General features: G+C 62.0%; 19 protein-coding genes. 8 read left to right on the top strand and 11 right to left on the bottom strand.

The genetic code is table 11. The annotated features are described in order from the left end of the window. Positions 1 to 27 precede the first annotated feature (27 nt). From JOH52_RS26125 to JOH52_RS26150, 6 genes are all read right to left on the bottom strand, one after another. Positions 28 to 1110, bottom strand: a complete 1083-nt coding sequence (locus JOH52_RS26125) for an ABC transporter ATP-binding protein (RefSeq protein ID WP_088195183.1) — start codon at positions 1108 to 1110, stop codon at positions 28 to 30. Beyond that, entirely contained in the window at positions 1107 to 2048 is a 942-nt protein-coding gene (locus tag JOH52_RS26130; RefSeq protein ID WP_017272306.1) for a PfkB family carbohydrate kinase, read from the bottom strand. The genes JOH52_RS26125 and JOH52_RS26130 overlap by 4 nt, the downstream gene beginning before the upstream one ends. Continuing rightward, positions 2045 to 3070, bottom strand: a complete 1026-nt coding sequence (locus JOH52_RS26135) for an SIS domain-containing protein (RefSeq protein ID WP_017272305.1) — start codon at positions 3068 to 3070, stop codon at positions 2045 to 2047. The genes JOH52_RS26130 and JOH52_RS26135 overlap by 4 nt, the downstream gene beginning before the upstream one ends. Further along, the gene (locus tag JOH52_RS26140; protein WP_015243141.1) at positions 3067 to 3912 is read right to left on the bottom strand and encodes a carbohydrate ABC transporter permease; all 846 of its coding nucleotides are present in this window, start codon (positions 3910 to 3912) and stop codon (positions 3067 to 3069) included. The genes JOH52_RS26135 and JOH52_RS26140 overlap by 4 nt, the downstream gene beginning before the upstream one ends. After that, positions 3912 to 4793 (bottom strand): carbohydrate ABC transporter permease, encoded by an 882-nt coding sequence (locus JOH52_RS26145; RefSeq protein ID WP_015008353.1) that lies wholly within the window; start codon positions 4791 to 4793, stop codon positions 3912 to 3914. The genes JOH52_RS26140 and JOH52_RS26145 overlap by 1 nt, the downstream gene beginning before the upstream one ends. A gap of 244 nt (positions 4794 to 5037) precedes the next feature. Further along, positions 5038 to 6276 carry an extracellular solute-binding protein gene (locus JOH52_RS26150; protein ID WP_003536038.1) on the bottom strand — a complete coding sequence of 413 codons (1239 nt, stop codon included), beginning with the start codon at positions 6274 to 6276 and terminating at the stop codon, positions 5038 to 5040. 224 nt (positions 6277 to 6500) lie between these two features. Here JOH52_RS26150 and JOH52_RS26155 point away from each other — a divergent pair, with 224 nt between their 5' ends. From JOH52_RS26155 to JOH52_RS26185, 7 genes are all read left to right on the top strand, one after another. After that, positions 6501 to 7730: an ROK family transcriptional regulator gene (locus tag JOH52_RS26155; protein WP_017272303.1), complete on the top strand. Its 1230-nt coding sequence runs from the start codon at positions 6501 to 6503 to the stop codon at positions 7728 to 7730. A 207-nt stretch (positions 7731 to 7937) separates the two neighbouring features. Then, complete coding sequence (gene cysD, locus JOH52_RS26160; RefSeq protein WP_010967449.1) at positions 7938 to 8837, top strand: sulfate adenylyltransferase subunit CysD; 900 nt, start codon at positions 7938 to 7940, stop codon at positions 8835 to 8837. Continuing rightward, positions 8837 to 10738: a bifunctional sulfate adenylyltransferase/adenylyl-sulfate kinase NodQ gene (gene nodQ / locus JOH52_RS26165; RefSeq protein WP_088195185.1), complete on the top strand. Its 1902-nt coding sequence runs from the start codon at positions 8837 to 8839 to the stop codon at positions 10736 to 10738. Before cysD ends, nodQ begins: the two co-directional genes overlap by 1 nt. After that, positions 10735 to 11574, top strand: a complete 840-nt coding sequence (gene cysQ, locus JOH52_RS26170) for a 3'(2'),5'-bisphosphate nucleotidase CysQ (RefSeq protein ID WP_088195186.1) — start codon at positions 10735 to 10737, stop codon at positions 11572 to 11574. Before nodQ ends, cysQ begins: the two co-directional genes overlap by 4 nt. 46 nt (positions 11575 to 11620) lie before the next feature. Continuing rightward, positions 11621 to 12361, top strand: coding sequence for a PHP domain-containing protein (locus JOH52_RS26175; protein ID WP_010975594.1), 741 nt, complete (start codon positions 11621 to 11623; stop codon positions 12359 to 12361). Then, a complete protein-coding gene (locus tag JOH52_RS26180) occupies positions 12358 to 13350 on the top strand; it encodes an ATP-grasp domain-containing protein (RefSeq protein ID WP_088195187.1) in 993 nt (330 codons plus the stop codon). Before JOH52_RS26175 ends, JOH52_RS26180 begins: the two co-directional genes overlap by 4 nt. Positions 13351 to 13355: 5 nt before the next feature. Further along, a complete protein-coding gene (locus tag JOH52_RS26185) occupies positions 13356 to 14291 on the top strand; it encodes an NAD-dependent epimerase/dehydratase family protein (protein ID WP_003536051.1) in 936 nt (311 codons plus the stop codon). A gap of 85 nt (positions 14292 to 14376) precedes the next feature. On the opposite strand, the gene JOH52_RS26190 is transcribed toward JOH52_RS26185, so the two are convergent. The 4 genes from JOH52_RS26190 to JOH52_RS26205 all read right to left on the bottom strand — a co-directional run bounded on the left by JOH52_RS26190 (position 14377) and on the right by JOH52_RS26205 (position 20462). Further along, positions 14377 to 15540 carry a calcium-binding protein gene (locus JOH52_RS26190; protein WP_088195189.1) on the bottom strand — a complete coding sequence of 388 codons (1164 nt, stop codon included), beginning with the start codon at positions 15538 to 15540 and terminating at the stop codon, positions 14377 to 14379. A 263-nt stretch (positions 15541 to 15803) separates the two neighbouring features. Beyond that, positions 15804 to 16886: a glycosyltransferase family 4 protein gene (locus JOH52_RS26195; RefSeq protein WP_088195190.1), complete on the bottom strand. Its 1083-nt coding sequence runs from the start codon at positions 16884 to 16886 to the stop codon at positions 15804 to 15806. A 68-nt stretch (positions 16887 to 16954) separates the two neighbouring features. Further along, the gene (locus tag JOH52_RS26200; protein WP_088195191.1) at positions 16955 to 18181 is read right to left on the bottom strand and encodes a glycosyltransferase family 4 protein; all 1227 of its coding nucleotides are present in this window, start codon (positions 18179 to 18181) and stop codon (positions 16955 to 16957) included. 181 nt (positions 18182 to 18362) lie between these two features. Then, positions 18363 to 20462 carry a polysaccharide biosynthesis protein gene (locus JOH52_RS26205; RefSeq protein ID WP_017272719.1) on the bottom strand — a complete coding sequence of 700 codons (2100 nt, stop codon included), beginning with the start codon at positions 20460 to 20462 and terminating at the stop codon, positions 18363 to 18365. A gap of 251 nt (positions 20463 to 20713) precedes the next feature. On the opposite strand from JOH52_RS26205, the gene JOH52_RS26210 reads away from it, so the two are divergent. Beyond that, positions 20714 to 21547, top strand: a complete 834-nt coding sequence (locus tag JOH52_RS26210) for an IS5-like element ISRm4-1 family transposase (RefSeq protein WP_013851057.1) — start codon at positions 20714 to 20716, stop codon at positions 21545 to 21547. A 233-nt stretch (positions 21548 to 21780) separates the two neighbouring features. Here the strand turns inward: JOH52_RS26210 and JOH52_RS26215 are convergent, their stop codons facing one another. Then, on the bottom strand, positions 21781 to 22719 hold the full coding sequence (locus JOH52_RS26215) for a methionyl-tRNA formyltransferase (protein ID WP_088194930.1): 939 nt from the start codon (positions 22717 to 22719) through the stop codon (positions 21781 to 21783). Positions 22720 to 22964: the final 245 nt, after the last annotated feature.

Here is a 22964-nt window from a genome sequence, read left to right on the forward strand (position 1 = left end):
TCTGGTGGTGGTAGATCGTCCTTCTCTCTATTCCATTCTAAGCGAGCGGCCGCTTTCCGGATCGAACAGATGCAGGGCCGTCTCGTCGAAGGTGAAGGCTTGAGCCGATCCCATTCCAACTGCCGTGCGCGGCGGCAGGCAGGCAGTGATGCGCTGGCTGCCGACCGTGGCCGTGGTCACGAGTTCCGGCCCTGTGAGTTCCACCACCTCGACATGCGCAGTCAATCGCTGGCCCTCTGACCCGGCTGCGAGCCGCAATGCCTCCGGCCGAATGCCGACCTTCACGCGCCGTCCCGCCGAGGCGGCCCCGTTGAAGGCTGCCGGCAGGGGAAGCACCTCCTCGCAGCCCTCGAGCTTCAGGCCGCTTGCGGTCATCTCGGCATCGAGAATGTTCATCGGCGGCGAGCCGACGAAGCCGGCGACATAGAGCGTCGCGGGGCGATCGTAGACCTCTTCCGGCGTGGCGAGCTGCTCGATGCGGCCGTCGCGCATCACGGCGATGCGGCTTGCGAGCGTCATCGCCTCGATCTGGTCATGGGTCACATAGACGACCGTCGTTCTCAGCATCTGGTGCAGGCGTTTGAGTTCGGTGCGCATTTCCATCCGGAGCTTGGCGTCGAGGTTCGACAGCGGCTCGTCGAAGAGGAACACCTGGGGGTTGCGCACCAGGGCCCTGCCGATCGCGACGCGCTGACGCTGGCCGCCGGAAAGCTGGCTCGGCTTCCGGTCGAGCAGGTTCTCGATCTGCAGCAGCCTTGCGGTATCGCGCACCGCCTTGTCGCGCTCCGCCGGCGACACCCGGCGCATTTCGAGGCCGAAGCCGATGTTTCGGGCGACGCTCAGGTTCGGATAGAGCGCATAGGACTGAAACACCATCGCGATGTCGCGGTCCTTGGGATGGACCCCCAGGACCGAACGCTCGCCGATCAGGATGTCGCCGCTGCTCGGTTCGGCAAGCCCGGCAATGATGTTGAGCAGCGTGGACTTGCCGCAGCCGGAAGAACCGAGCAGCACGAGGAACTCGCCGCCTTCGAGCGCGATGTCGATTCCCTTCAGCGTTTCCACTTCGCCGTAGCGCTTGTGGACGTTGCGGATTTCGAGAGCGCTCATCGCCTGGATTCCTCGAGGAAGGCCGAAAGGGGCTTGCCGTAGCGGCGCGGAAGGGTGGAGATCGCCTCCGAGGCGATCATGACCCCGGTCTTGAGGCAGGCTTCGAGCGGCATTTCGGCGGCGAGTGCCGCCAGGAAGCCCGCATTGAAGACGTCGCCTGCACCGATCGTGTCGACGACCTGAACCTGCGGCGCCGGCACGGAAAAAGTTCCGCCGTCCCGATCGATGGCGAGCGCTCCATGGGGCCCGCGCTTGACGACGACGATGGCATCGGCAGGCATTTCGTCCTTCAGACTCAGCGCGGCTTCTGCCGGATCGGACAGACCCGTCAGCGTGGTCGTCTCTACCTCGTTGAAAAGGGCGCAATGACAGCGTTTCAGCCAGCCGAGCGTCCTGAGCCTGTTGGTCTCCGTCCAGCCATCGAGCGGCCACCCGGTGTCGAGTGCCACGGCGATCTCGTAGGCGTCCGCCCAGTCGAAAAGCGCGTCATAGGCAAGGGTAAGGGCATCGGTCAGGAAGGAACCGGAAAGCAGCGCATAGCCGCCTCGAAGTCGGTTGCCGTCGAGCATCGAGTGCACTTCCGGGAAGCTGAACAGCGGCAGATGGCCGCGCGTGGTGAAGAAGGTGCGTTCGCCATCCGGGTGGGTGATGCCCACCGAAAGCGTCGTGCCGGCCGCTTCCACCGGCCAGTTACGGGAACGCTCCCCGAAAGCCTCCTTCAGCCAGGTGCCGAACTGATCGTTGCCAACATTGGCGGCAATCACATAGTCCACGCCGAGCGAATCCCAGGCAAGAGCGTTGTTGCCGGCGCAGCCGCCGACGCGCAGTTCGTCATGGTCGACGATGGCCTCGGTGCCGGGTTTCGGCCAGGGTTCGGCCGGGCCGAGTATGAGATCGACGTTGACGTTGCCGATGGCTGCGAGCGGACGCATCGTCATTCGCTCCGGGTGACCTTGGTGGATCGCACCGGCGTGCCGGCGTTTTCGACGCGGGCGTCGGCAAAGGCGATCATCAGGGATTGCGCGACCGGAAGCATAGCGAGGATCGCGGCCATGCCCGCCGCCGGCTTGAAGCGGATCGTCGTGGCACCCGCGGCCGCAGGCTCGTCCGATGCGTCGAAGACGATAACCGGCGAGCGGGCTTCGGCTGCGGAGGTTGCCATGGCTCCGACGAGCTTGGCGGTCGGATCGGCGGCGCGGAACAGGACGACGCCGACAGAAGCCCCCAGCATTTCCATTGGGCCGTGGCGCAACTGCCCGCCCTCTAGCGAAAAGCAGGGAAGACGGGAGAGTTCCGTAAGCCCAAGGGCGATCGCTTCGGCGAGACCCTGCAGTTTGCGGCCGGAGGTGACGATCGCGCCGACATCGGCGAGAGCTGCAAGTGCCCCATCGATTACCGGCGCTTCGGGATCCCTGAGGGCGCGAAGTGCGTCGGCCGAGTCGGCGCCGAGGGCGGCGAGGACCGCCAGGTGCAGCGCAAAGGTGACCGTCAGGCTGCGCGTGGCCGCAAATGCCCGCTCCCTCCCGCCTGATCCGACGAGCGAAGGCACGGCCTTGGCCAGGAATGCGTCTTCCTCGAGCGTCAGCCCGAATGTCTCGCTTGTACCGCCGTCCGTTTCGCGGAACCAGCGCAGCACTTCCGCGCTTTCGCCTGATTGCGAAGTGACGAGGATGGTCTTGCCTTCGATCGAAAGCGGCTCACCGAGTTGTTCGGAAAGCGGCACGGCGACCGCCTCGATGCCAAGGGCGCGATAGAGCGGTTCGACGGCGCGGCCGACGGCGTGCGAGCCGCCCATGCCGAGAAGCAGAAGCCGGCCCGTCGACTTCAGCGATGCGGCGATCCGCTGCGCCGTGGCCGTCGCTCCCTCGTAGGAAGCGATCGCGTCGGCATGCTGGCGCGCCATCTCCCGGTCGATTGCAATGAGCCCCGCCGGGCGGTCCTTCGATATGCTCATGGTCATCCCTTGACGCCGCCGCTGGTGAGCCCGGAAATCAGGGCTCTCTGCATGATAAGGCCGATCAGCACCGGGGGCAGGGCGGCAAGGACCCCGGCGGTTGCGATCAGTCCGTAGTCGGAAACACGGCCGCCGGCGAGGTCGGCGATGGCGACCGTGAGGGTCTTGGCGCGCTGGTCGGAGGTGAAGAGCAGCGCGTAGAAGAATTCGTCCCAGGCGAGCAGGAAGGCGAAGAGCGCCGAGGTTGCCATGACAGGGGCGGCAAGCGGCAGCGTCAGTATCCTCAGGATCTGGTCCAGCCGCGCGCCGTCGATCATCGCCGCGCTCTCGATCTCCCGCGGTATCGAATCGAAGCCCGATTTCAGGAGCCAGGTCGTGAAAGGGGCGAGAATGGTGAGATAGACGAGCGCCAGGCCGAAGACGGAATTGAGCAGGCCGAAATAGGCAAGACCCATATAGAGTGGCACGGCCAGGGCGACAGGCGGCAGCATATAGGTGGCGATTACCGCGTAGAGCGACCAGGCGACGGCCGGCGTGCGCGACACGGCCCAGGCGGCCGGAACGGCGACCACCACAGCGGCAAGCGTCGCCATTCCGGCGACTTTGATGCTGTTCAGGAGCGAGGCGATGAAGGCCGCACCGGCACTGTTCTCGATAGCCGACAAAAGGGTCCGGTACCGCGAGAGGTCGATGTCGCTCGGCCACCAGGCAAGCGGCTTGGCACTGAGGTCCGCGGCAGGCGAAATGCTCATGATCAACAGCCAGGCGACAGGCGCGAGGATGACGACGGCGAGAAGCAGGGCACTCGCATGGATGAAGACGGAGAAGAGGGGGCTTTGGCGTTCCATCACGAAGCTCCGGCGGCCTTTCGGAGGAGCGCCGCGTATGCGGCGGCAAGAATTGTCACGAGCAGGGTGACGATGAGTGCCAGCGACGCGCCGGAACCAGCTCGCTGGAAGGAAAACGCTTCCTGATAGACGAGGATCGAGAGCGTGCGCGTGCTGTTCGCCGGTCCGCCGCGCGTCATCACCCAGATGATGTCGAAGACCTTGAATGCTTCGATGGTACGCAGTACCAGCGCCACCAGCAGCGGGCCGGCGAGATAGGGCATAATGACGAAGCGGAAACGGTTGAACGGACCGGCCCCATCGACGAGCGATGCAGCAGTGATGTCGCGCGGCACGGCCTGGAGCGCGGCGAGTGCGATCAGCGCCACCAGCGGGAAGTTCTTCCAGCAATCCGCGACGATCAGCGCGGCAAGCGCCGTTCCCGGCTCGCCGAGCCAGGAGCGATAGCTGTCAAGGAGGCCAAGCTGCGTCAGCGCGGCATTGAGCGCGCCGTATTCCGGATTGTAGATGAGGCGCCAGAGCGTCGCGTTGACCACCGTCGGCAGCGCCCACGGCAGGATCATCAATGCACGAAGCGCCGCTCGCCCGCGGAATTGCTGGTTGAGAAGGAGCGCGGCAAGGACCCCGAGCACCATTTCGGCGGCAACCGAAATGACTGCGAACCAGGTCGTGGTGACAAGTGCCCTCTGAAAATTCGATCCGCCCAGCATCTTGATGTAGTTGGCCGTTCCCACGAAACCGCCCTCGGTGCCGACGAGCTTCGCATCGGTGAAGGAGAGCCGAACGGTGTCGACCAGCGGCCAGCCGATGACGGCGGTCATCACCACGAGGAGCGGCAACATCAGAAGCCACGCGCGGGTCGAAATCCAGGTGCCGGTCATGAATGGAAACCTCTTCTTCGGTAGCGGCCGGCAATACTCACTCAAGGATCCTCATTCCTGTGCCTGTCACAGGAAACCAGCCAGCCCAAGTCCTTGGGCTGGAAAGCTCCCTTCCGCGCCGCAGACGCGGCGCTGCTGGATCCCTGTGACAAGCACAGGGATGAGGGAGGGAACGCGCCGCACCGACCAAGCGCGGGGACGCAGTGCCGGACGGTGAGCCCGTCCGGTACGGACCCGACCCGTCTTAGAGACCGCTATTCTCGGCGGCACTCTTCAAGGCATCTTCCGCAGAAGACTGGCCGAGCAGTGCTTCCTGGATCGCCTGCTGCAGGGCGGTCGAAAGCTCCTGATATTTCGGCGTCGTCGGGCGCGGATACATGGCGGCAAGTCCACGCTTGGCGGCGGCGATCAGCTCCTCCTGGCCCTTCGTCACATTCGGGTCCTCATAGGAAGAGGCCCAGATCGGGAGGCTCAGCTTGGCATAGGCGTTCTGCGTCTCCTGCGAGGTCATATGGACGATATATTTCCAGGCCTCTTCAGGGTGCTTGCTGGTCGCGGTGATGCCGAGCCCCATGGAGCCGTTGACGGCCGAAACCTCGCTCTTGCCGGCAGCGCCCGGAGCCGGAACGACGCCGACCTTGCCGGCCACCTTGCTCTCCTTGGGATCGTTGGCGAGATTGTACATGTAGGTCCAGTTGAGCGCGAAGGCGGCTTCGCCGTTCTGGAAAACCTTCCGTACATCCTCTTCGAGGAATTCCTTCGAGTTCGGGTTGGTGAGCCCCGACGTGTAGCTCGTCACCATGTAGTTCAGCGCATCGAGCCCGCCGCCGGTCGTGAAGGCCGGCTTGCCGCCGTCGAGGAATTTGCCGCCATAGGCGCTGACCAGCGTCGTGTAGTCGCAGATCGCCGCTTCCGCCTGAGACCAGCTCCAGGCGATCGGGCTTTCGAGCAACCCCTTGTCCTTGATCGCCTTGGCCTGCTCGGCAAGTTCCTCCCAGGTCTTCGGCGGTTGCTTGATACCGGCTTTCTCAAGGATTTCCTTGTTGTAGAAGAGATACTTCGTGTCGAGGATCCACGGCATTCCGTAACGTTTGCCGTCATATTCCACGGTCGTCCATGCTCCCGGCAGGACGCCTTTGTTCATCTCGTCCGTGACGCGGTCGGTCACGTCTAGGAGAACGTTGTTGGCCGCGTATTCGGCAGGCCAGATCACGTCGAAGAGGACGACGTCATAGCCGCCGCCGGAACCCTGGGCGAGCACCGTCTTGTCGTGCAGTCCCTCATAGGGAACGAATTCGAGATTGACCTTGATGTCCGGGTTGGCCTTGGCGAAAGCATCCGTCATAGCGCGGACATCGGCCTCGCTATAGGCGGCCTGCGCCATGAACAGCGCATTCAGCGTCGTTTCAGCCTGAGCATGACCGGTGAAGCCGGCCCCGATGAGCGTCGCGCCGATCAAAGCGTTGCGGGTGGATTTCAACATTGTCGCCTCCAGTAGCTGACCGTTGCAGTCTTCGCGGCGCGCCTGGCGCGCGCCGAACAGGAATTCCGCCGCTTCTCGCGGCCGCCTTCGACAAATCAAACCGGAGCGTTCGCGGGCATTTTCGGGCCGCTTTCGTTCCCCCGAGGTTCTTCGACCTCTTATTAAGTCAATTGTCTTGACTTATTTCTTGTTCAATAGTCCAGATGTGTCAAGAGGGTTTGTTCATGAACGAGATCCGCCCGATCCGGGCCAAGAGCGGCACCAATCAGGAGGGCGCGAGCGCACACAACCGCCGTGTCATGATCGACGCTCTGCGGCTGAACGGGCATCTGTCCCGGGCCGATCTGGCGCGTGCGACCGCACTCACCAAGCAGGCCGTTTCCAACATCATCGAGGAGCTCGAGAACGACGGGCTCGTGGCGTCGCTTGCCGCGGTGCGCAAGGGGCGGGGACAGCCATCGACGCCCTATCGGCTGGTACCGGAAGGCGCCTTTGCCATCGGCCTTCAGATCGACCGGCACGTGACGCGCACGGTCGCCGTCGACCTGATCGGCACAGTCCTCGCCCGCAACGAGGTGATCCTGCCGGCCGGCGGTCCTGAGACGGGTGTCGAGGCCATACTCACCCTGATCGACGAAACACGGCAGGAACTTTCGGCCATGGCACCGCAATCCAGGGACCGTCTGGTGGGTCTGGGTGTGGCGATGCCGGGCCCGTTCGGCGTCGACGCCGACGCCGACGATCCCTGGATGATGGCTGCCTGGCAGAGCTTTCCCTTGCTTGAAAGGCTCGCGGCCGGGACTGGTCTCGACGTGCGCCTCCAGAACGACGCGGCGGCGGCCGCGACCGCGGAAAAGATGGTCGGCGCTGCCCATGGAGTCGACCACGCCCTCTGCGTCTATCTCGGTTACGGTCTTGGAGCGGGACTGATCCTCAATGGCGAACTCTATCGTGGCGCGCATGGCAATGCCGGCGAGATCGGCATGATTTTGAGCAGGCCGCGTGGCGGCGCCGACGACGGGAGGGCACCGCTGGAGCACCGGATATCGATCGCCTCTCTGTGCAAGATTCTCGAGATCGATCCCGCCGATGGCGATCTCTACGGCCGCATCGACGCCGTCGCTCACTTGAAGGATCGTCGCGTAGCTGCCTGGATCGCAGAGGCGGCGTTCGAATTGCGGGCGACGATCCAGTTGCTCGAAACGGTTTTCGATCCGCAGATGATCATTCTATGCGGCGGCATGCCATCCGGGCTCGCTCGCCTTCTCATGGACGCTCTCCACCCGCTGCTGCCGTCGATCGCCGAGCGGCGGCAACGCAGCGCGCCGCGGCTGCAACTGGGTTTCACGGACCCGTGGGCGGTTGCGATCGGTGCCGCGGCCGAGCCGATCAGCCGGACCTTCGATCCGCGCTTTTCAGCGATCCTAAAGACGCGGGCCGCGGGGCCGCCCTGAGCGCTAACGGCGTGGCGAATCGCTCGCGAAAATACGGATTGTTATTCTTACTTGAAATATTGCCGATATAGCGCTTAAATGCGCACCAGTCGGCGGGATCACATTTAACTGCTGCATGATTATTTGATTGCGTCTGCAACATTTCGCAGGCGGCTACATTTTTATTTGCATACCATTTTTATTATCTAAAATCAGAGGGATTGCGATATGTCTCTTCCCCATCTTCGGCGGCTTGAAGCCGAAGCGATCCATGTCATTCGAGAAGTTGTTGCGACATTCTCCAATCCGGTCGTGCTTTACTCGATCGGCAAAGACTCCTCGGTACTGCTGCACCTGGCGATGAAGGCGTTCTACCCCGCCAAGCCGCCATTTCCATTCCTGCATGTAGATACCAAATGGAAGTTCCGGGAGATGATCGAGTTTCGCGACCGGATGGCGCGAGAGCTCGGCTTCGATCTCCTCGTCCACGTCAATCAGGACGGGGTCGAGCAGGGCATCGGGCCATTCACGCACGGTTCCAACGTGCACACCCATGTCATGAAGACGATGGGGCTCCGGCAGGCGCTCGAGAAATACGGTTTCGACGCGGCGCTCGCAGGCGCGCGGCGCGACGAGGAGAAGTCGCGCGCCAAGGAACGCATCTTCTCGATTCGCAGCGCCCAGCACGGCTGGGATCCGCAGCGCCAGCGGCCCGAGATGTGGAAGACTTACAATACGCGGGTCGGACAAGGCGAGACGATGCGAGTCTTCCCGCTTTCCAACTGGACCGAATTCGACATCTGGCAGTACATCCTGCGCGAGGAAATTCCGATCGTGCCGCTTTATTTCGCGGCCAGGCGCCCGGTCGTGAAGCGAGAGGGTATGCTGATCATGGTCGACGACGACCGCATGCCCATCCAACCCGAAGAGGAGGTTACCGAACAGCTCGTGCGTTTCCGCACGCTTGGCTGCTATCCGCTGACCGGGGCGGTCGAGTCCGACGCTGTCACCGTTCCCGAGATATTGCGGGAAATGCTGACGGTGCGCACGTCCGAACGGCAGAGCCGGCTGATCGACACGGATGAGGTCGGGGCGATGGAGAAAAAGAAGCGGGAGGGCTACTTCTGATGTCGTATGTTCAATCCATACCACCGCATGACATTGAAGCGCATCTGGCCGAGCACGACAACAAGTCGATCCTGAGATTCATCACTTGCGGCTCGGTCGACGACGGCAAATCGACCCTGATCGGGCGACTGCTTTACGATGCGAAGCTGGTCTTCGAAGACCAGCTCGCAAACCTCGGGCGGGTCGGCTCTCCCGGCACCGCCAACGGTAAGGAGATCGATCTCGCCTTGCTTCTCGACGGGCTTGAGGCCGAGCGCGAGCAGGGCATCACCATCGACGTGGCCTATCGCTACTTCGCCACGTCCAAACGCAAGTTCATCGTCGCCGATACGCCCGGCCACGAGGAATATACGCGCAACATGGTGACCGGCGCTTCTACGGCGGATCTCGCCATCATCCTCATCGACAGCCGGCAGGGCATTCTCCAGCAGACCCGGCGCCACTCCTATATCGCCTCACTCCTCGGCATCCGCCATGTCGTGCTGGCCGTCAACAAGATCGATCTGGTTGATTATCAACAACAGGTGTACGAGGAAATCGTCGCCGACTACATGGCTTTCGCCAAAGAGCTCGGTTTTGCCAGCATACGGCCAATCCCGATCTCGGCGCGAGACGGCGACAACGTCATCTCGGCTTCCACCAATACGCCCTGGTACAGAGGGGCGGCGCTGCTCGAATATCTGGAAACGGTCGAACTCGAGCCAACGGACGAGGCAAGGCCTTTCCGCTTCCCGGTTCAGATGGTCATGCGGCCGAACGCGGATTTTCGCGGCTATGCCGGGCAGATCTCCTGCGGGAGGATTTCCGTGGGCGATCCGGTCGCCGTCGCGAAGACCGGGCAGCGCACATCGGTCAAGGCGATCGTGACCTTTGACGGGGAGCTTGCGACGGCAGAGGAAGGCGAAGCGGTGACACTGGTCCTCTCTGACGAGGTGGATGCGTCCCGCGGCAATATGCTCGTCGCCCCCGGTGCCCGGCCCTTCGTGGCGGACCAGTTCCAGGCGCATGTGATCTGGTTCGATGCGAACCCGATGATGCCGGGACGAAGCTATATCCTGCGCACGGAGACCGACAGCGTCAGCGCGACGGTCACCACGCTCAAGCACCAGGTCAACATCAACAGCTTCATCCGTGAGGCGGCGAAGTCGCTGCAGATGAATGAAGTGGGTGTCTGCAACATCTCGACACAGGCGCCGATCGCCTTCGACGCCTACAAGGACAACCGGGCGACGGGCAATTTCATCATCGTCGACCGGGTGACGAATGCCACGGTTGGTGCGGGGTTGATCGATTTTCCGCTCCGGCGCGCAGACAACGTCCACTGGCATGCGCTCGAGGTTAACAAGAGCGCGCGCAGCGCCATGAAAAATCAGCTCCCTGCAGTTCTCTGGTTCACCGGGCTTTCCGGCTCCGGAAAATCGACCATCGCGAACGAGCTCGACAGGATCCTCCACGCTCAGGGCAAGCATACCTACCTGCTCGACGGCGACAATGTGCGTCACGGCCTTAACCGGGACCTCGGCTTTACCGAGGAGGACCGGGTAGAGAACATCCGCCGCGTGGCGGAGGTGGCCAAGCTCATGGCCGATGCCGGTCTGATCGTTCTCGTCTCCTTCATCTCGCCGTTCCGAGACGAGCGGCGGATGGCGCGGGAATTGATGGCGGAGGGCGAGTTCATCGAGATATTCGTCGACACGCCGCTCGACGAGTGTGCGCGCCGCGATCCGAAGGGGCTCTACGAGAAGGCGCTCGCCGGCAAGATCGCGAACTTCACCGGCGTATCCTCGCCCTATGAGGCCCCGGAAAATCCGGAACTCCATATACGCACCGTCGGCCATGAACCGACCGACCTGGCGCTCGCGATCGAGGAATTCCTTGACCGCAGGATGGAGGACAAATGACGCCCCTTTGCAAAATGCTGGAGCGCATAGCGCTCGATGCGGGAGCGGCAATTCTCGAGGTCTACGACGCCGGTCCCCAAGTCTGCTACAAGGACGATCACTCGCCCGTCACCGAAGCCGACGAGCGGGCCGAAGCGATCATTCTCGAGAGACTTGCGGCGGCGTTTCCGCACATCCCCGTGGTTGCCGAGGAGTCTGTTTCCTCGGGCCGCGTTCCGGATATCAGCGGCGGCACGTTCTTTCTCGTCGATCCGCTCGACGGCACGAAGGAATTCATCAATCGCCGAAACGACTTCACCGTCAACATTGCCCTCATCGAGGGCAATGTGCCGGTTGCCGGCATCGTCTATGCACCCGCGCAGCGCTGCGCCTATGTCGCCGACGGCGGCAGGGCGGAAAAGCTTCTGCTCGATCCGGCATGGGCACTCGAACACCGGCAGTCGATCCGCGTGAGGATGCGGGGTGTGGAACTGACGGCGGTTGCCAGCCGCTCGCACAACAGTTCCGAGACCGAGGCCTTCCTCAACGGCCACGGCGTCATGAACTACGCTTCCGTGGGCTCGTCGCTGAAATTCTGCCTGCTGGCTGAGGGCAAGGCGGACGTCTATCCGCGGTTCGGCCGCACGATGGAGTGGGATACGGCCGCCGGCGACGCGGTGCTGAAAGCTGCCGGCGGATCGGTCGTCCGCTTGGACGGCTCGCGCCTCCTCTACGGCAAGACGGTGCAGGAGGAGGACAGCGCCTTCGCAAACCCGCACTTCATCGCCTGGGCGGATATGTCCTCGCTCCACCTGTCCGGCGCCGAGGGTCTTCAGCCTGCTTACGCGCTGTCGTGAACAGTGAGATGTCCGCCGCAGCTTTTGTCAAAGGGCCGAGTGACGCATGAATGGACAGGAGAAGATACGTGCTGGCAGGCCTGTGTTCTGCCGCTATCGGGACATCAGCCGAGAGCAACTGAACGTGGAGTTCCAGGTTCACACGAGTTGGACCGACGGGCAGGCGACTGCGCTTGAAATCCTGCAAACGGCCAGTGAACGCGGTCTCGCAGAGCTGGCTTTCACGGAGCACGTACGCGAAGACACGTCATGGTTTCCTGAGTTCAGAGACGAGATCCGCTCCGCTGCGCGTGGTTTTGATCATATGAGCGTCTATGTCGGCTGCGAGACGAAAGCGATGGATGACGACGGCAGGCTGGATGTGTCGCAGGACGTGCTGGACGGATGCGATATCGTTCTCGGCGTCGTTCACAGGCTCCCGGACGGACGCGGCGGCTATCTGGATTTCAAGCGGCTTTCCTATGAAGAGACCGCCGGGATCGAGTTTCGCCTGTCGATGGGAATGGTCAAAAACGCGCCCATCGACGTCCTGGCGCATCCGGGCGGCATGAGCCTGAGGCGGCACGGGCGTTTTCCGGAAACCTATTTCAGGGACTTGATGAGAGCGACCGTCGAACGGCGGATCGCGATCGAGATCAACTCCTCCTACCTCGTCGACATGCCGGCGTTTCTGGCCCTGTGCGAGGAGGTCAATCCGTTCGTTTCGATCGGTTCCGATGCGCACCGGTTGAGCGAACTGGGCCATTGCAGAGATCAGCTAATCGAATTGGGAGCAGGGCGGTCATGAAGGTCTTTATCACCGGGGCAGGTGCCCTGCTCGGGCAAGGCATCATTCGCGCTCTACGGCGCTCGACCTTGAACGCGAGGATAATCGTGGGAGACCCAAGTCCGCTCTCGGCCGGGCTTTACTGGGGGGATGCCGCCTATCTCGTGCCGATGGCCAAGGACCCTTCATATCTGGACCGGCTTGGCGAACTCCTGCATGCCGAACGGCCCGACATCCTCATTCCGGGAACCGACGTGGAACTTCCGATCCTCGCGGCGAACAGGAACGCGATCGAGAGAACCTACGGAACCAAGGTGATCATCAGTTCGCCGCGGGTGGTGTCGATCGCCAACGACAAGTGGCTGACCTCCGAGTTCTTTCGCGAGCGCGGCCTGGGATATGTTCCCTCCTGTCTGCCGGGCGATGAAGACGCTCTGATTCAGGAATGCGGATTTCCGCTCGTCATCAAACCGAGAGTCGGGGCACGTTCGATCGGCTTCAGCGTCGTTCGCAACCGCGAGCAGTTGGCGCGCGCAATTGAGGAGCAGCCCGGGATCGTGATCCAGAAACATGTCGGCTCCGAAACGAGCGAGTACACCGCCGGCACGCTGACCTTCAACGGGAAGTGCCGTGCGACGATCGTCATGCGCCGGGACCTTCGGGACGGCAATACCTACAGGGCATTTGCAGAGCCTTTCCCCGCACTGAACAAGGCCATGGCAGAAGCTGCCGATGCCCTCGGTGCCTATGGTCCGGCGAACTTCCAGTTCCGTCTGGACGACGGTGTCCCCCGCATCTTCGAGATCAATGCGCGGTTCTCCGGAACCACGGCGGTCAGGATCCATGCGGGCTTCAACGAGGTGGAGATGTGCATCCGCCATCTTCTCTTCGACGAGCCGATCGAGCAGCCGCAGATCACGCCGGTGACGATATTGCGGCACTGGTCTGAAACCGTGGTGAGCCCCGGCGACCTGGTCACTGCGCCCGCGAAACTCGACGAGACGGTGTGAGGAAGATGCGGCTGGTGGTTACCGGCGCGACCGGCTTCATCGGTGCCAGATTGATCGATCGTGCCCTGTCGAGAGGGTACGAGGTCACTGCACTTGCGCGCGATCCGGAGCGGGCCGCAGCCAGAATCGGCGCGCGTCTCGGCGTCGAGAAATGGTCGATCGGCGATCCTCTCCCGCCGCTAGGTCAATCCGATGCCGTTCTTCATCTTGCCGCCTACATTCCCGCCGATCTCAGCGATGCGCGTCAGGCCGCCCGATGCTTCGAGATCAACACGAACGGGGCCATCCAGATCGCGATGGAAGCGGCATCGCAGGGCGTGAAGCGTTTTGTCCTGTTCGGATCCGCGCAGGTCTATGCTCCCGGCACGGAGCCCGCTTCGGAAGCGAGCCCGGCCTATCCCGTGCACCGGGCGAGCTACTATCTGGCGAGCAAGCTCGCGGCCGAAATCTGTGTGCTGGCCTTCGGCAAATCCAGCGCCATGCCGGTCACGGTGCTCCGCCTCGCATCGGTGTACGGTCCCGGCATGCACGATACCGGAATGGTGCCCACCTTCGTACGAACACTCGGAAGCGGGCGTTCCCTCGTCATTCAGGACGGGGGGCGATACAGTGTCGACCTAGTCTATGTCGACGATGTCGTGACGCTGGCGCTGCAGGCGGTGGAGACAGCCGAAGGCGGCGTATTCAATGCGGGGAGCGGGCGTGCTTGCACGTCGCTGGAAGCCGCCCAGATCGTCGCCGATGCAGTCGGGGCAGAACGGCACCTCATTGCCGTGGAGGGCGACAGCACCGATGCGGCGCCGCGCGGTTTCAGGGTCCTCAACGTTTCCAAGGCCGCAAACGAACTGAGCTACGCGCCGCTCTCCTTCCGGGAAGGGATCGAAGCATGGAAATCGATGACGGGCCTGACGGATTTTCAGGACGGGAGCGTGAACGCGTAGTAGGCTTCGAAACAGGCAATTGGTTCGAAGCGCAGCGACGCGCGTCCATAGACGCGCTGCGCTGCGCCGACGCTTCCTTCACCGATCAGGCGAAAAGGAAATCGCTGCTCGAAAAGTTCGCGGCGCTAAGGGTGCCGTTGGGATCGTCCAGCAGAATGGAGAAGGCTTTGCCGGAGGAGTCGTAGCCTTTTACCAGCACGTCGCCGCCCGTGGCATCATAGGCGTAGACGGTGCCTGCAGCGCCTGAGCTGGAGTATTGCTTAATCCCGAGCTTCTCTATGACGAGGAAATCGACGCCATCCTGGAAATCCATGACGGTATCCTGACCACTGAGCACCGGGGCACCTTTGAAGACGAAACGATCGGAATCGGCTCCGCCCCATAGAATATCGGTTCCCGCCTCGCCGATGAGGACATCCCGGCCGGCGTCGCCGCGCAGGGTATCGTTGCCGTCGCCGCCGAAAATGCGATCGTAGTTGTTGCCGCCGCTCAAGGAATCGTTGCCGGCTTCGCCGTACAGCATGTCGTCACCGTCATCCCCGAAGACCCGATCGTCGCCGGCACCGACGACGATCTTGTCATTGCCGATGCCGCCGTGGGCCTCGTCGATGCCGCCCTCGGAATCCAGCACGTCATTACCGTCGCCACCGTCGAGATAGTTGTTCCCGTCGCCGCCATCGACGATGTCGTTGCCGATGCCGCCATAAACCCAATCATTGCCGGATTGGCCCTTGAGAGCGTCATTGCCGTCTTCACCATATATCCTGTCGTGGCCGGCGCCGCCGGCGACCGCTTGCTGCGTGACCTGCCCGGTTGCGGGATTTACCCGGTTGTTGAAGCCGTCGTCTCCCGAACCGGCATAGATGATGTCGTCGCCATCCCCTGCGTCGATGTATTCTTCGCCTGCGCCGCCAAAAATCTTGTCGTGGCCCCGGCCGCCCAGGATCTGGTCATGGCCGTCGCCGCCATCGAGAATGTCGCTGCCGTCACCGCCGTCTAAGATGTCGTTCCCTAGTCCGCCCTTCAGCGTGTCATGGCCAAGGCCGCCGTCGAACCGGTCGTTACCCGCGCCACCTTCGGCATAGTCGTCGCCGAGCCCGCCGACGATGAAGTCATTGCCATCGCCGCCAAAAAGCTTGTCATTGCCCTCGGCGCCATCGAGATAGTCGTCGCCCGCGTAGCCCCAGAGCTCATCGTCGCTCAGAGCGCCGCGGATCGTGTCGGAAAGATTGGTTCCCTTCAGAATCATTTTGATTTCCTCTAGCTGTAGGCCGGAGGGCGGGTAAATTGAGAATAGGGCGCAAAGTGATCCTCAGCCTATAGTCGCTTGCCGCCACCAGGAATTAATTCACTTTCAAATAAAAACTATATATACTACTTATCTTAGAAACCATCAATTACTTTCAACTGAACAGGAAAGTTTGGGAAAGTCACATGTGGTTGTATGATGCAACCGAAAAGCACCATATGTTGGACAGGGTTGCATCAATTAGTTGTGGGCAATTCATTCATTTAAGCCATTAGGAATTCCGAATATTTGGTGGTCACTGCAGCAATCGCATACTCATTCTCGATGCGTTCCCGCGCCGTGCGCGCATAGCGCGCATACTCCGCCTCCGGCAGGTCGAGAAAGGCGCGCATTGCATCGGCGAGCGCTTGGGGATCGCGCGCCGGTACGGCGATACCGGCCTTTCCGGCGACCGCGGCTGCGTCACCGACATCCGTCGTGACGATCGGCTTGCCGAAACTCATGGCCTCCGCGATGACGTTCGGGAAACCTTCGGTCCGCGATGAGAGGACCAAGAGATCGATGCCTTGATAGAATTCAGGCATGTCGCTGACCTCCCCCCGGAGATCGACGGCGTGGGCCGGAAGACCGGCTTGTGCCATCAGCTCGATGACCGCCGGGTTGTCACGGACGAGTCCGTTGCCGGCTGCGGAAAAGACCGCCTGCGGGTGGGTCTTCACCACCTGAGCGGCCGCCTTGAAGAAAGTTCCGTGATCTTTCTGCGGGTGGAAGCGGCCCACAATACCTATTCGCCGAGCCGTTCGCGGTTCGGGAGCCGCGAGCTGCGGAAGGTCAAAGCCATTGGGAATGACGACCGCGTTCCGGTTTGCATAGCCGTACGCGCGATGCAGATCGAGCGCGCGGGCGCTGTTGTAGATGATGCCGCTCGGCCGCTGCGACAACAGTTTCGCGGCCGCAATCGCGACGCGGGAACTGCGCGTAAGGGAAGCGGGATCGTCCAGAGACTGGCGCACGTTCCAGAAAACCGGCGCCCGATGCCGCGCCATGCCCGCCGCCAGGGTGCCGGCGACCATCGCGTGGTACATCCAGCAGAGGATCACGTCAGGCTGCTCCTTCCGGATCAGTCGGGCAAGCCGCAGGATCGCGCCGGGAAGCGCCGCGAGCGAAGCCGCTCCTAACGGGACATAGGCGACCCTCGGATTGTCGGCGAGGCGACGGTTCCGCTCGGAAACGCCGATGAGAGAGACCACGACGATGCGCTCGTCCGTCGCACCGCGCAGCAGCCGCGCCAGCATCGTTTCGGCGCCGGCGCTCGCGGTGAAATTGGTGATGACATGCATTATCATCGCAGCGACCCATGTCTGCCGCTCCGGCGACGTTCTCGGTGGCTGATCTGCGGCACGATGAAAATCCCTCACTCGGCCAGGTGCATGCCGGCAAACAGCATCCTGTTGATCATGTGGACGTCAAACTTGGTTTCCGCGAGCTCTCGCGACCGCGTTCCCATTTTCTCTGACAGGTCCGGGTCCTGCGCAAAGGCGACCATGGCGTCGGCGAGCGCGGCGACGTCGCGCGGCTTCACGACCATACCATTGGTTCCCGGCTGCACGGTGTCTCGGCAGCCCGGCAAATCCGTCGTGATCACTGGCCGTCCCGTCGCCAGGGCCTCGAGAATGCTCCGCGGAATTCCTTCGCGGTAATAGGAAGGCAGAACGAAAACACTACACGCCGCGAGATAAGGCCGCACGTCCACTGTCGTGCCAAGGTAGTCGAGTATTCCCTCGCGTACCCAGCCGTCGATTTCCTCGCGGGAAATCGCCGTCGGGTTGCTGTCGAAATGGCCGAGCAGCTGAAATCTGGCATGCGGGAAAGAGCGACGCACGATCCGTGCGGCTTCGACATATTCGACGACGCCCTTGTCGCGCAGCAGCCGGGCGACCATCAGGAAAGTCGGCCCGCCGCGAGGCGGCTTCGAGAATTCGAAATGGTCGAGATCGACGCCCGATCCGGAGATCATCGTAGGCGAGAGGCCGGCCTGCAACATTCGGTAGCGGCGAATGTCGTCGTCGTCCGCGTCGTTGTAGACGAAGACGACGCGGGCGCCCCGCAGCGCAGTACGGTATAGGCGGACGCACAGGTGGCGGATTGCCCGCGCCTTGAGCGAAGCACCGGCGGCCTCCGAGAATATATGGCCGAGCCCCGTGACGAGAAAGCAGCGCTCCTTTATCCCGAGCGTCCTGGCCGCGATCCCGGCATAGATGATCGGCTTCATGGTATAGGGAAGGACGACGTCAGGCTGCAGCCGTGCGAAGTGTCGCCGCAGCGTGCACAAGGTCCGCAGATCCTCCAGCGGGTTGAGCCCGGTGCGCGCCATGGGGATCTGGATGAAGCGCACGCCGATGCATGCAAGCTCCTGCTCGACCCGGGCGTCGTGTTCGGGTGCGAAGGCTATGACATCGTGCCCGGCGGCGACCAACCGCTTCAGCAGCTCGAGCCGAAAGATCACGAGAGATGCCGTTAGGCTGGCGACGACGGCAATAACGCGCTTCTGCCGAGACGGGCGCGCCACTCCGCCGTGTTTTGCCAAATGGTCCGTAAAGTGCTCGGCTTCGGTGCGAGAAACCTTTTCAACAAGATTCACTGCTCGTCTCCCGGGATCGGCTCCACCGTCGAGCGGTGGTATTCAACGTTCAATTTCTCACTGCGTCGGCTGTATACGCGGGCCGCGCGGGGGGCGCCGACTGGTCTGCTGCAATATCGGCGCGCGGCACGGCTTCCGATCGGCGGGCTTTCGCAGGCGGCCGCACCGATCGTGTAGGTCGTCACCTTCCGGGCAGGCGGAACTCCGCGCGGTAGCCGCGTGGTGATTTCGCTTCCTTGGCCTTGATCCGGCTCTTCGGCCGCAACGGTGTGCGTTTGCTCGCGGCCGCCATCTTGCGATCCGCCTCGTGCTCATATCGAGGAAGCAATTCGCGCATGACCGCCACGACGCTGGCCTCGTTCCCCCGTTCCGAATGGCGCTGCAGGCGCGCGAAAGCGTCCCTCAGCGTCGGCAGCGGAATGGGTTCGGGGACCGCTCCGAGGACGCCTGGGACCGGCGAGCTCGTGCGCTTGTCGGTCTCGTCGAAAAGCTCCTCGAAGAGCTTTTCGCCCGGCCGGCAGCCGATGATCTTGATTTCGATCTCCTGGTCCGGCGTGAAGCCGGCAAGCCGGATCATCCGGCGGGCGATATCGATGATCTTGATCGGTTCACCCATGTCCAGCACGAAGATCTCGCCCTGGCCGAGCTGCTTTTCGAAGCCGTAGGCGGAAGCCTGCAGGGTGAGTTCCACCGCCTCGCGGATCGTCATGAAGAACCGAGTCATATTCGCGTCGGTCACGGTCAGGGGGCCGCCCCGGGCCAATTGACGCTTGAAGAGCGGAATCAGCGAACCGCTGGAACCCAGCACGTTGCCGAAGCGGACGGTCATGAAGCGCGGGCCGAGGCCTGTTTCGAGCCCGTTCAGGTCGAGCGCCTGACAGTAGAGCTCGGCAAGACGCTTCGTCGCGCCCATGACGCTCGTCGAGTTGACGACCTTGTCGGTCGACACCTGGACCATCGCGAGCGTGCCGTATTTCTTGGCGGCGTTGGCGACATTCATGGTGCCGACGACATTGGTGAGTACGCCCTCGCAAGGATTCATCTGGACCATCGGCACATGTTTCAAAGCCGCGGCGTGAAAGACGAGCTCAGGCCGGTGCCGCTCGAATATCTCCTCGACCCGCTGACTGCGGCGGACGCTGCAAAGATAGCTCCACCGCGGAAGTTCGGGGAAGCTTTCCGTGAGCGTCATGTCGATTGCGTAGAGATTGTATTCCGTGTTGTCGATCAGGACGATCTCCGCCGGTTCGCAGGCGGCGACCTGGGCCGTCAACTCGCTGCCGATCGAGCCGCCGGCTCCGGTGATGAGCACCCGGCGCCCGCGAACGAGGCGACCGATCGCCTCCCGGTCGAGCGCTGCCTGCGGCCGTTCCAGGAGGTCGGTCAATTCGATCGAGCGCAGCTCGTACGGGTTGTCACCCTTGGCGCGCTTCAGCTCCGTCATCTGCGACAGGCGCGAAACGGCAATGCCTAGTCTTTCGGCCGATCTCAAAAGGCCGTCGGATGCCTCCTCTCCAAAGGCCGCGGGGGCCTCGGTGAAGACGATGTGACGCGGCTGCTTGCCCTGTTGCTGCAACTCTGCAACCACCCGCTCGAAGTCTTGAATACGGCCGGCGATCGGCACGCCGCGCAGGCTCATGCCGGTTTGATCCTCACTCCTGTCGAGGCATGCGACGGGCGTATAGGTCGCGTTGGGATCGCGTGCGAGAGCCCGAAGGTAAAGGTCGGCGGCATCGCTCGCGCCGATGAGCAGCAGCGGAATTCGCTTATCGTCCTGTGCGTCCTTGCTGCGCCCGGACTTGAAAACGGGCCGCCTCAGAGCGAGTTCCTCAGCACGGAAGCTCAGCCGCGCAGCTGCCAGGAAGGCGATGAGCAGGAGCGACTGCATCGGGACGACGGTGCGCGGGATGTCGGTGAGCCTGGTCGAGAAAAACAGCAGCGAGACGAGCAGCAGCGAGGTCAGCAACACCGCCCGCAAAATGATGAAAAGGTCGGAAATGGACCCATATTTCCAATTTCGGCTGTAGAGGCCGGAGAGGGGGAAAACGAGTGCGCATATGGTGAGGTATTGCGCACCCGACCATAGCAGCACCGAGGCGGTCTCTGGTCGTGCGGAAAGTTCTTCGACGCCGTAGCGTAGCAATAATGCCATCGCGAGCGCGACGCCGACCGATGCCAGGTCGGTGAGATAGAGGGCAGGATATTTCTGAACGCTGCGGACCGCTCCCCTTATCCGCCTGAAGCCGATATCGAGGGCGGCTCCGCAGATCGCCCAGAACATTCTGGCCGGTGCTCTGCTGCCCCCCTCTCTTCCCAAAATAGTCGGTAACGCCAGGAAATGATTACGAACTGCCTTCGCGGCGGCGTGTATACGCTGCATGACGGCCCCTTCCAATACTTTTAAGCCCTACAGCTCCGCCGAACGACGAACGCACGACCCCCCAAAGCTCTTAGAGGCTGCCTCAAAAAGAATTGAGTGATTTCAGCCAGTTGTGATTCCGTCGGATTTGCAAAGATTCGATGGAGATCACGATGGCCTGGACTGAAACCACCCGGCGCAATTATGTCCGGCGGACGAGCGGATATGCAAGCGATGTCACGGATCGCGAATGGGATTTTGTTGCACCGTTCATGCCTGCGCCACGGCGTCTGGGTCGTCCGCGCAAGACTGATTTGCGCGATGTTTTAAACGCCCTTCTCTATATCGCTTCGACAGGCTGCCAGTGGCGGATGCTGCCGAAGGACTTTCCGCCCTGTTCGACGGTGCAGCGATATTTCTATGAATGGCGGGCAATGGGTCTTTGGCCACGGATCAACCATCACCTCGTCATGGAGGCGCGGGAATTGGAGGGGAAAGAAGCCTCGCCGACAGCGGGCGCGATCGACAGCCAAAGCGTTAAAACGACGGAAAGCGGCGGTATCCGTGGCTTTGATGCAGGCAAGAAGATTAAGGGCCGCAAGCGCCACATCATTGTCGACACGCTCGGGCTGATGGTCGGCCTCATGGTGCACAGCGCCGATATTCAGGATCGCGACGGCGCTCCCGATCTCCTGAAATCCATCAAAAACCGGTGGCCGTGGTTGCTTCATGTCTTCGCTGATGGCGGCTATGCGGGCGACAAGCTCAAAAAGCGGCTGCAGAAAATCGGGAAATGGACACTCGAAATCATCAAACGTTCCGACAAGGCCAAGGGTTTTGAAATCCTGCCGCGCCGCTGGGTCGTCGAGCGGACCTTCGCCTGGCTGGGTCGATGCCGCAGACTGGCCAAGGACTTCGAAAAATCCGTCGCTTCAGCAGAAGCGTGGATCACCATCGCTCACATCCGCATGCTCACCAGACGCCTTGCAAGATATGGATATCGTTGAAACCTTTTCGAGTCCGACTCTTATGGTGGCTAAGAACAGTGCGTCTGTTGTGTGTCTATTCGACCTGCTCGAAAGGCTAGATAAAATGAATTCAACAAAAATAGGCGTTCGCGATCATTCCAACCGCAACGCAAAATTCCTTGGCATATTCGAATACCGTAATAAAAAAGCACGTCTTTAGTGGGTTGTAAACAGTTTTCCAGTATTGGCCCAATTATAGTTTTCTACTGTTCTTATGTATTTTGCGTAGAAGCCTGAACCAGGTCAGACCCGCCGAGCTTGCCGTGATTCGGAGGCCGCCTGTCAGAGGCCCATGCCCATGCGTATGCCTCGATGCATTCCCCGTCACCGCAAAGCACGATGAACCCGCGCTCAGTATGCGCCTGAATCTGCCCTTTCAGGCCGATATATTGCCTGGAATTTTCGACCGGGGTTGCCGCATCAATGCGTATTTTCTGGCCTTTGTAGAATGTAAAGGCGCCCGGATAGGGATCTCCGACCGCGCGGATCAGCCGCAAGATGGATGCGGCCGGGTCATGCCAATCGATCCGGCCGTCCTCCGCGGTGCGCTTCGCGCAATAGCTCGCCTCCGCCTCGTTCTGTTCCGTACGCGCCGCGTTTCCGGCTTCGACCTGTGCCGCCGCCTCGACAACCATCTCAGCTAGGTTTTCGGTGTGCTTTGTATAAAGACTGCGCGCTGTCTCGTCCGGGGCAACGGGAAATTGCCGCTGTAACAGGATCGGTCCCGAGTCGATGCCGTCGTCCAGCCAGAAAAGGGTCGAGCCAGTTCGTTCCTCACCCCGGAGGATGGTCCAGGGGATGACGCCGCGGCCCCGCAGACGCGGCAAGGCTGCCGGATGAAAACCAACGGTGCCCGCGCGCGCGATCTCCCGGAACGCCTGCCGGCAGACCTGCGACCAGCCTATGACGAGTGACAAATCCGGGGCGGCTGCTGCAACGGCCTCCAGCGTCGCCTGGGAATTTATGTCCGTCGTGTAATGGATCGCGCTTCCGGCCGCCCGGCCTATTTCCCCGAGGCCCACGAAATCGGAATGGCGCCCGGCTGCTTCGGGCGGCAGCGTTATTACAAGCACCGGAGTGCGCTTTGCCCTTATCAGCGCGTTCAAGGCGATTTTGGAACTCTCGACGGCGCCGACGAATACGATGCGCATGGTCACACCATAAAGCTGAATGTGAAATGAGTGACTGCCGGCGAGCCGACGGCATATAAATGCAAGAACAGTATCAGCCTATCGAACACAACTAAGGTGCGGAAGTCCAGTGCGGGATGAGGAAAACTGCGTGGGATTTCCGGGCCGCATTCCGGTCACGTCGTGTTTTAGGGCCGACCCGACCTAAAATCATCGTGATCTAACGCCGAAAATACGGCACCACCAGCTAACGTTGCAAATTGATG

The organism is Sinorhizobium meliloti (assembly GCF_017876815.1).
In the GTDB taxonomy this organism is placed as follows: domain Bacteria; phylum Pseudomonadota; class Alphaproteobacteria; order Rhizobiales; family Rhizobiaceae; genus Sinorhizobium; species Sinorhizobium meliloti.

What these genes read in the sequence shown, in the direction of transcription:
- cysD (WP_010967449.1), top strand. Translation starts at nt 7,938, where the DNA reads ATGTCTCTTCCCCATCTTCGGCGGCTTGAAGCCGAAGCGATCCATGTC.
- JOH52_RS26190 (WP_088195189.1), bottom strand. Translation starts at nt 15,540, where the DNA reads ATGATTCTGAAGGGAACCAATCTTTCCGACACGATCCGCGGCGCTCTG.
- JOH52_RS26180 (WP_088195187.1), top strand. Translation starts at nt 12,358, where the DNA reads ATGAAGGTCTTTATCACCGGGGCAGGTGCCCTGCTCGGGCAAGGCATC.
- JOH52_RS26195 (WP_088195190.1), bottom strand. Translation starts at nt 16,886, where the DNA reads ATGATAATGCATGTCATCACCAATTTCACCGCGAGCGCCGGCGCCGAA.
- nodQ (WP_088195185.1), top strand. Translation starts at nt 8,837, where the DNA reads ATGTCGTATGTTCAATCCATACCACCGCATGACATTGAAGCGCATCTG.
- JOH52_RS26140 (WP_015243141.1), bottom strand. Translation starts at nt 3,912, where the DNA reads ATGGAACGCCAAAGCCCCCTCTTCTCCGTCTTCATCCATGCGAGTGCC.
- JOH52_RS26175 (WP_010975594.1), top strand. Translation starts at nt 11,621, where the DNA reads ATGAATGGACAGGAGAAGATACGTGCTGGCAGGCCTGTGTTCTGCCGC.
- JOH52_RS26185 (WP_003536051.1), top strand. Translation starts at nt 13,356, where the DNA reads ATGCGGCTGGTGGTTACCGGCGCGACCGGCTTCATCGGTGCCAGATTG.
- JOH52_RS26125 (WP_088195183.1), bottom strand. Translation starts at nt 1,110, where the DNA reads ATGAGCGCTCTCGAAATCCGCAACGTCCACAAGCGCTACGGCGAAGTG.
- cysQ (WP_088195186.1), top strand. Translation starts at nt 10,735, where the DNA reads ATGACGCCCCTTTGCAAAATGCTGGAGCGCATAGCGCTCGATGCGGGA.
- JOH52_RS26155 (WP_017272303.1), top strand. Translation starts at nt 6,501, where the DNA reads ATGAACGAGATCCGCCCGATCCGGGCCAAGAGCGGCACCAATCAGGAG.
- JOH52_RS26210 (WP_013851057.1), top strand. Translation starts at nt 20,714, where the DNA reads ATGGCCTGGACTGAAACCACCCGGCGCAATTATGTCCGGCGGACGAGC.
- JOH52_RS26130 (WP_017272306.1), bottom strand. Translation starts at nt 2,048, where the DNA reads ATGACGATGCGTCCGCTCGCAGCCATCGGCAACGTCAACGTCGATCTC.
- JOH52_RS26145 (WP_015008353.1), bottom strand. Translation starts at nt 4,793, where the DNA reads ATGACCGGCACCTGGATTTCGACCCGCGCGTGGCTTCTGATGTTGCCG.
- JOH52_RS26150 (WP_003536038.1), bottom strand. Translation starts at nt 6,276, where the DNA reads ATGTTGAAATCCACCCGCAACGCTTTGATCGGCGCGACGCTCATCGGG.
- JOH52_RS26135 (WP_017272305.1), bottom strand. Translation starts at nt 3,070, where the DNA reads ATGACCATGAGCATATCGAAGGACCGCCCGGCGGGGCTCATTGCAATC.
- JOH52_RS26215 (WP_088194930.1), bottom strand. Translation starts at nt 22,719, where the DNA reads ATGCGCATCGTATTCGTCGGCGCCGTCGAGAGTTCCAAAATCGCCTTG.
- JOH52_RS26205 (WP_017272719.1), bottom strand. Translation starts at nt 20,462, where the DNA reads ATGTTCTGGGCGATCTGCGGAGCCGCCCTCGATATCGGCTTCAGGCGG.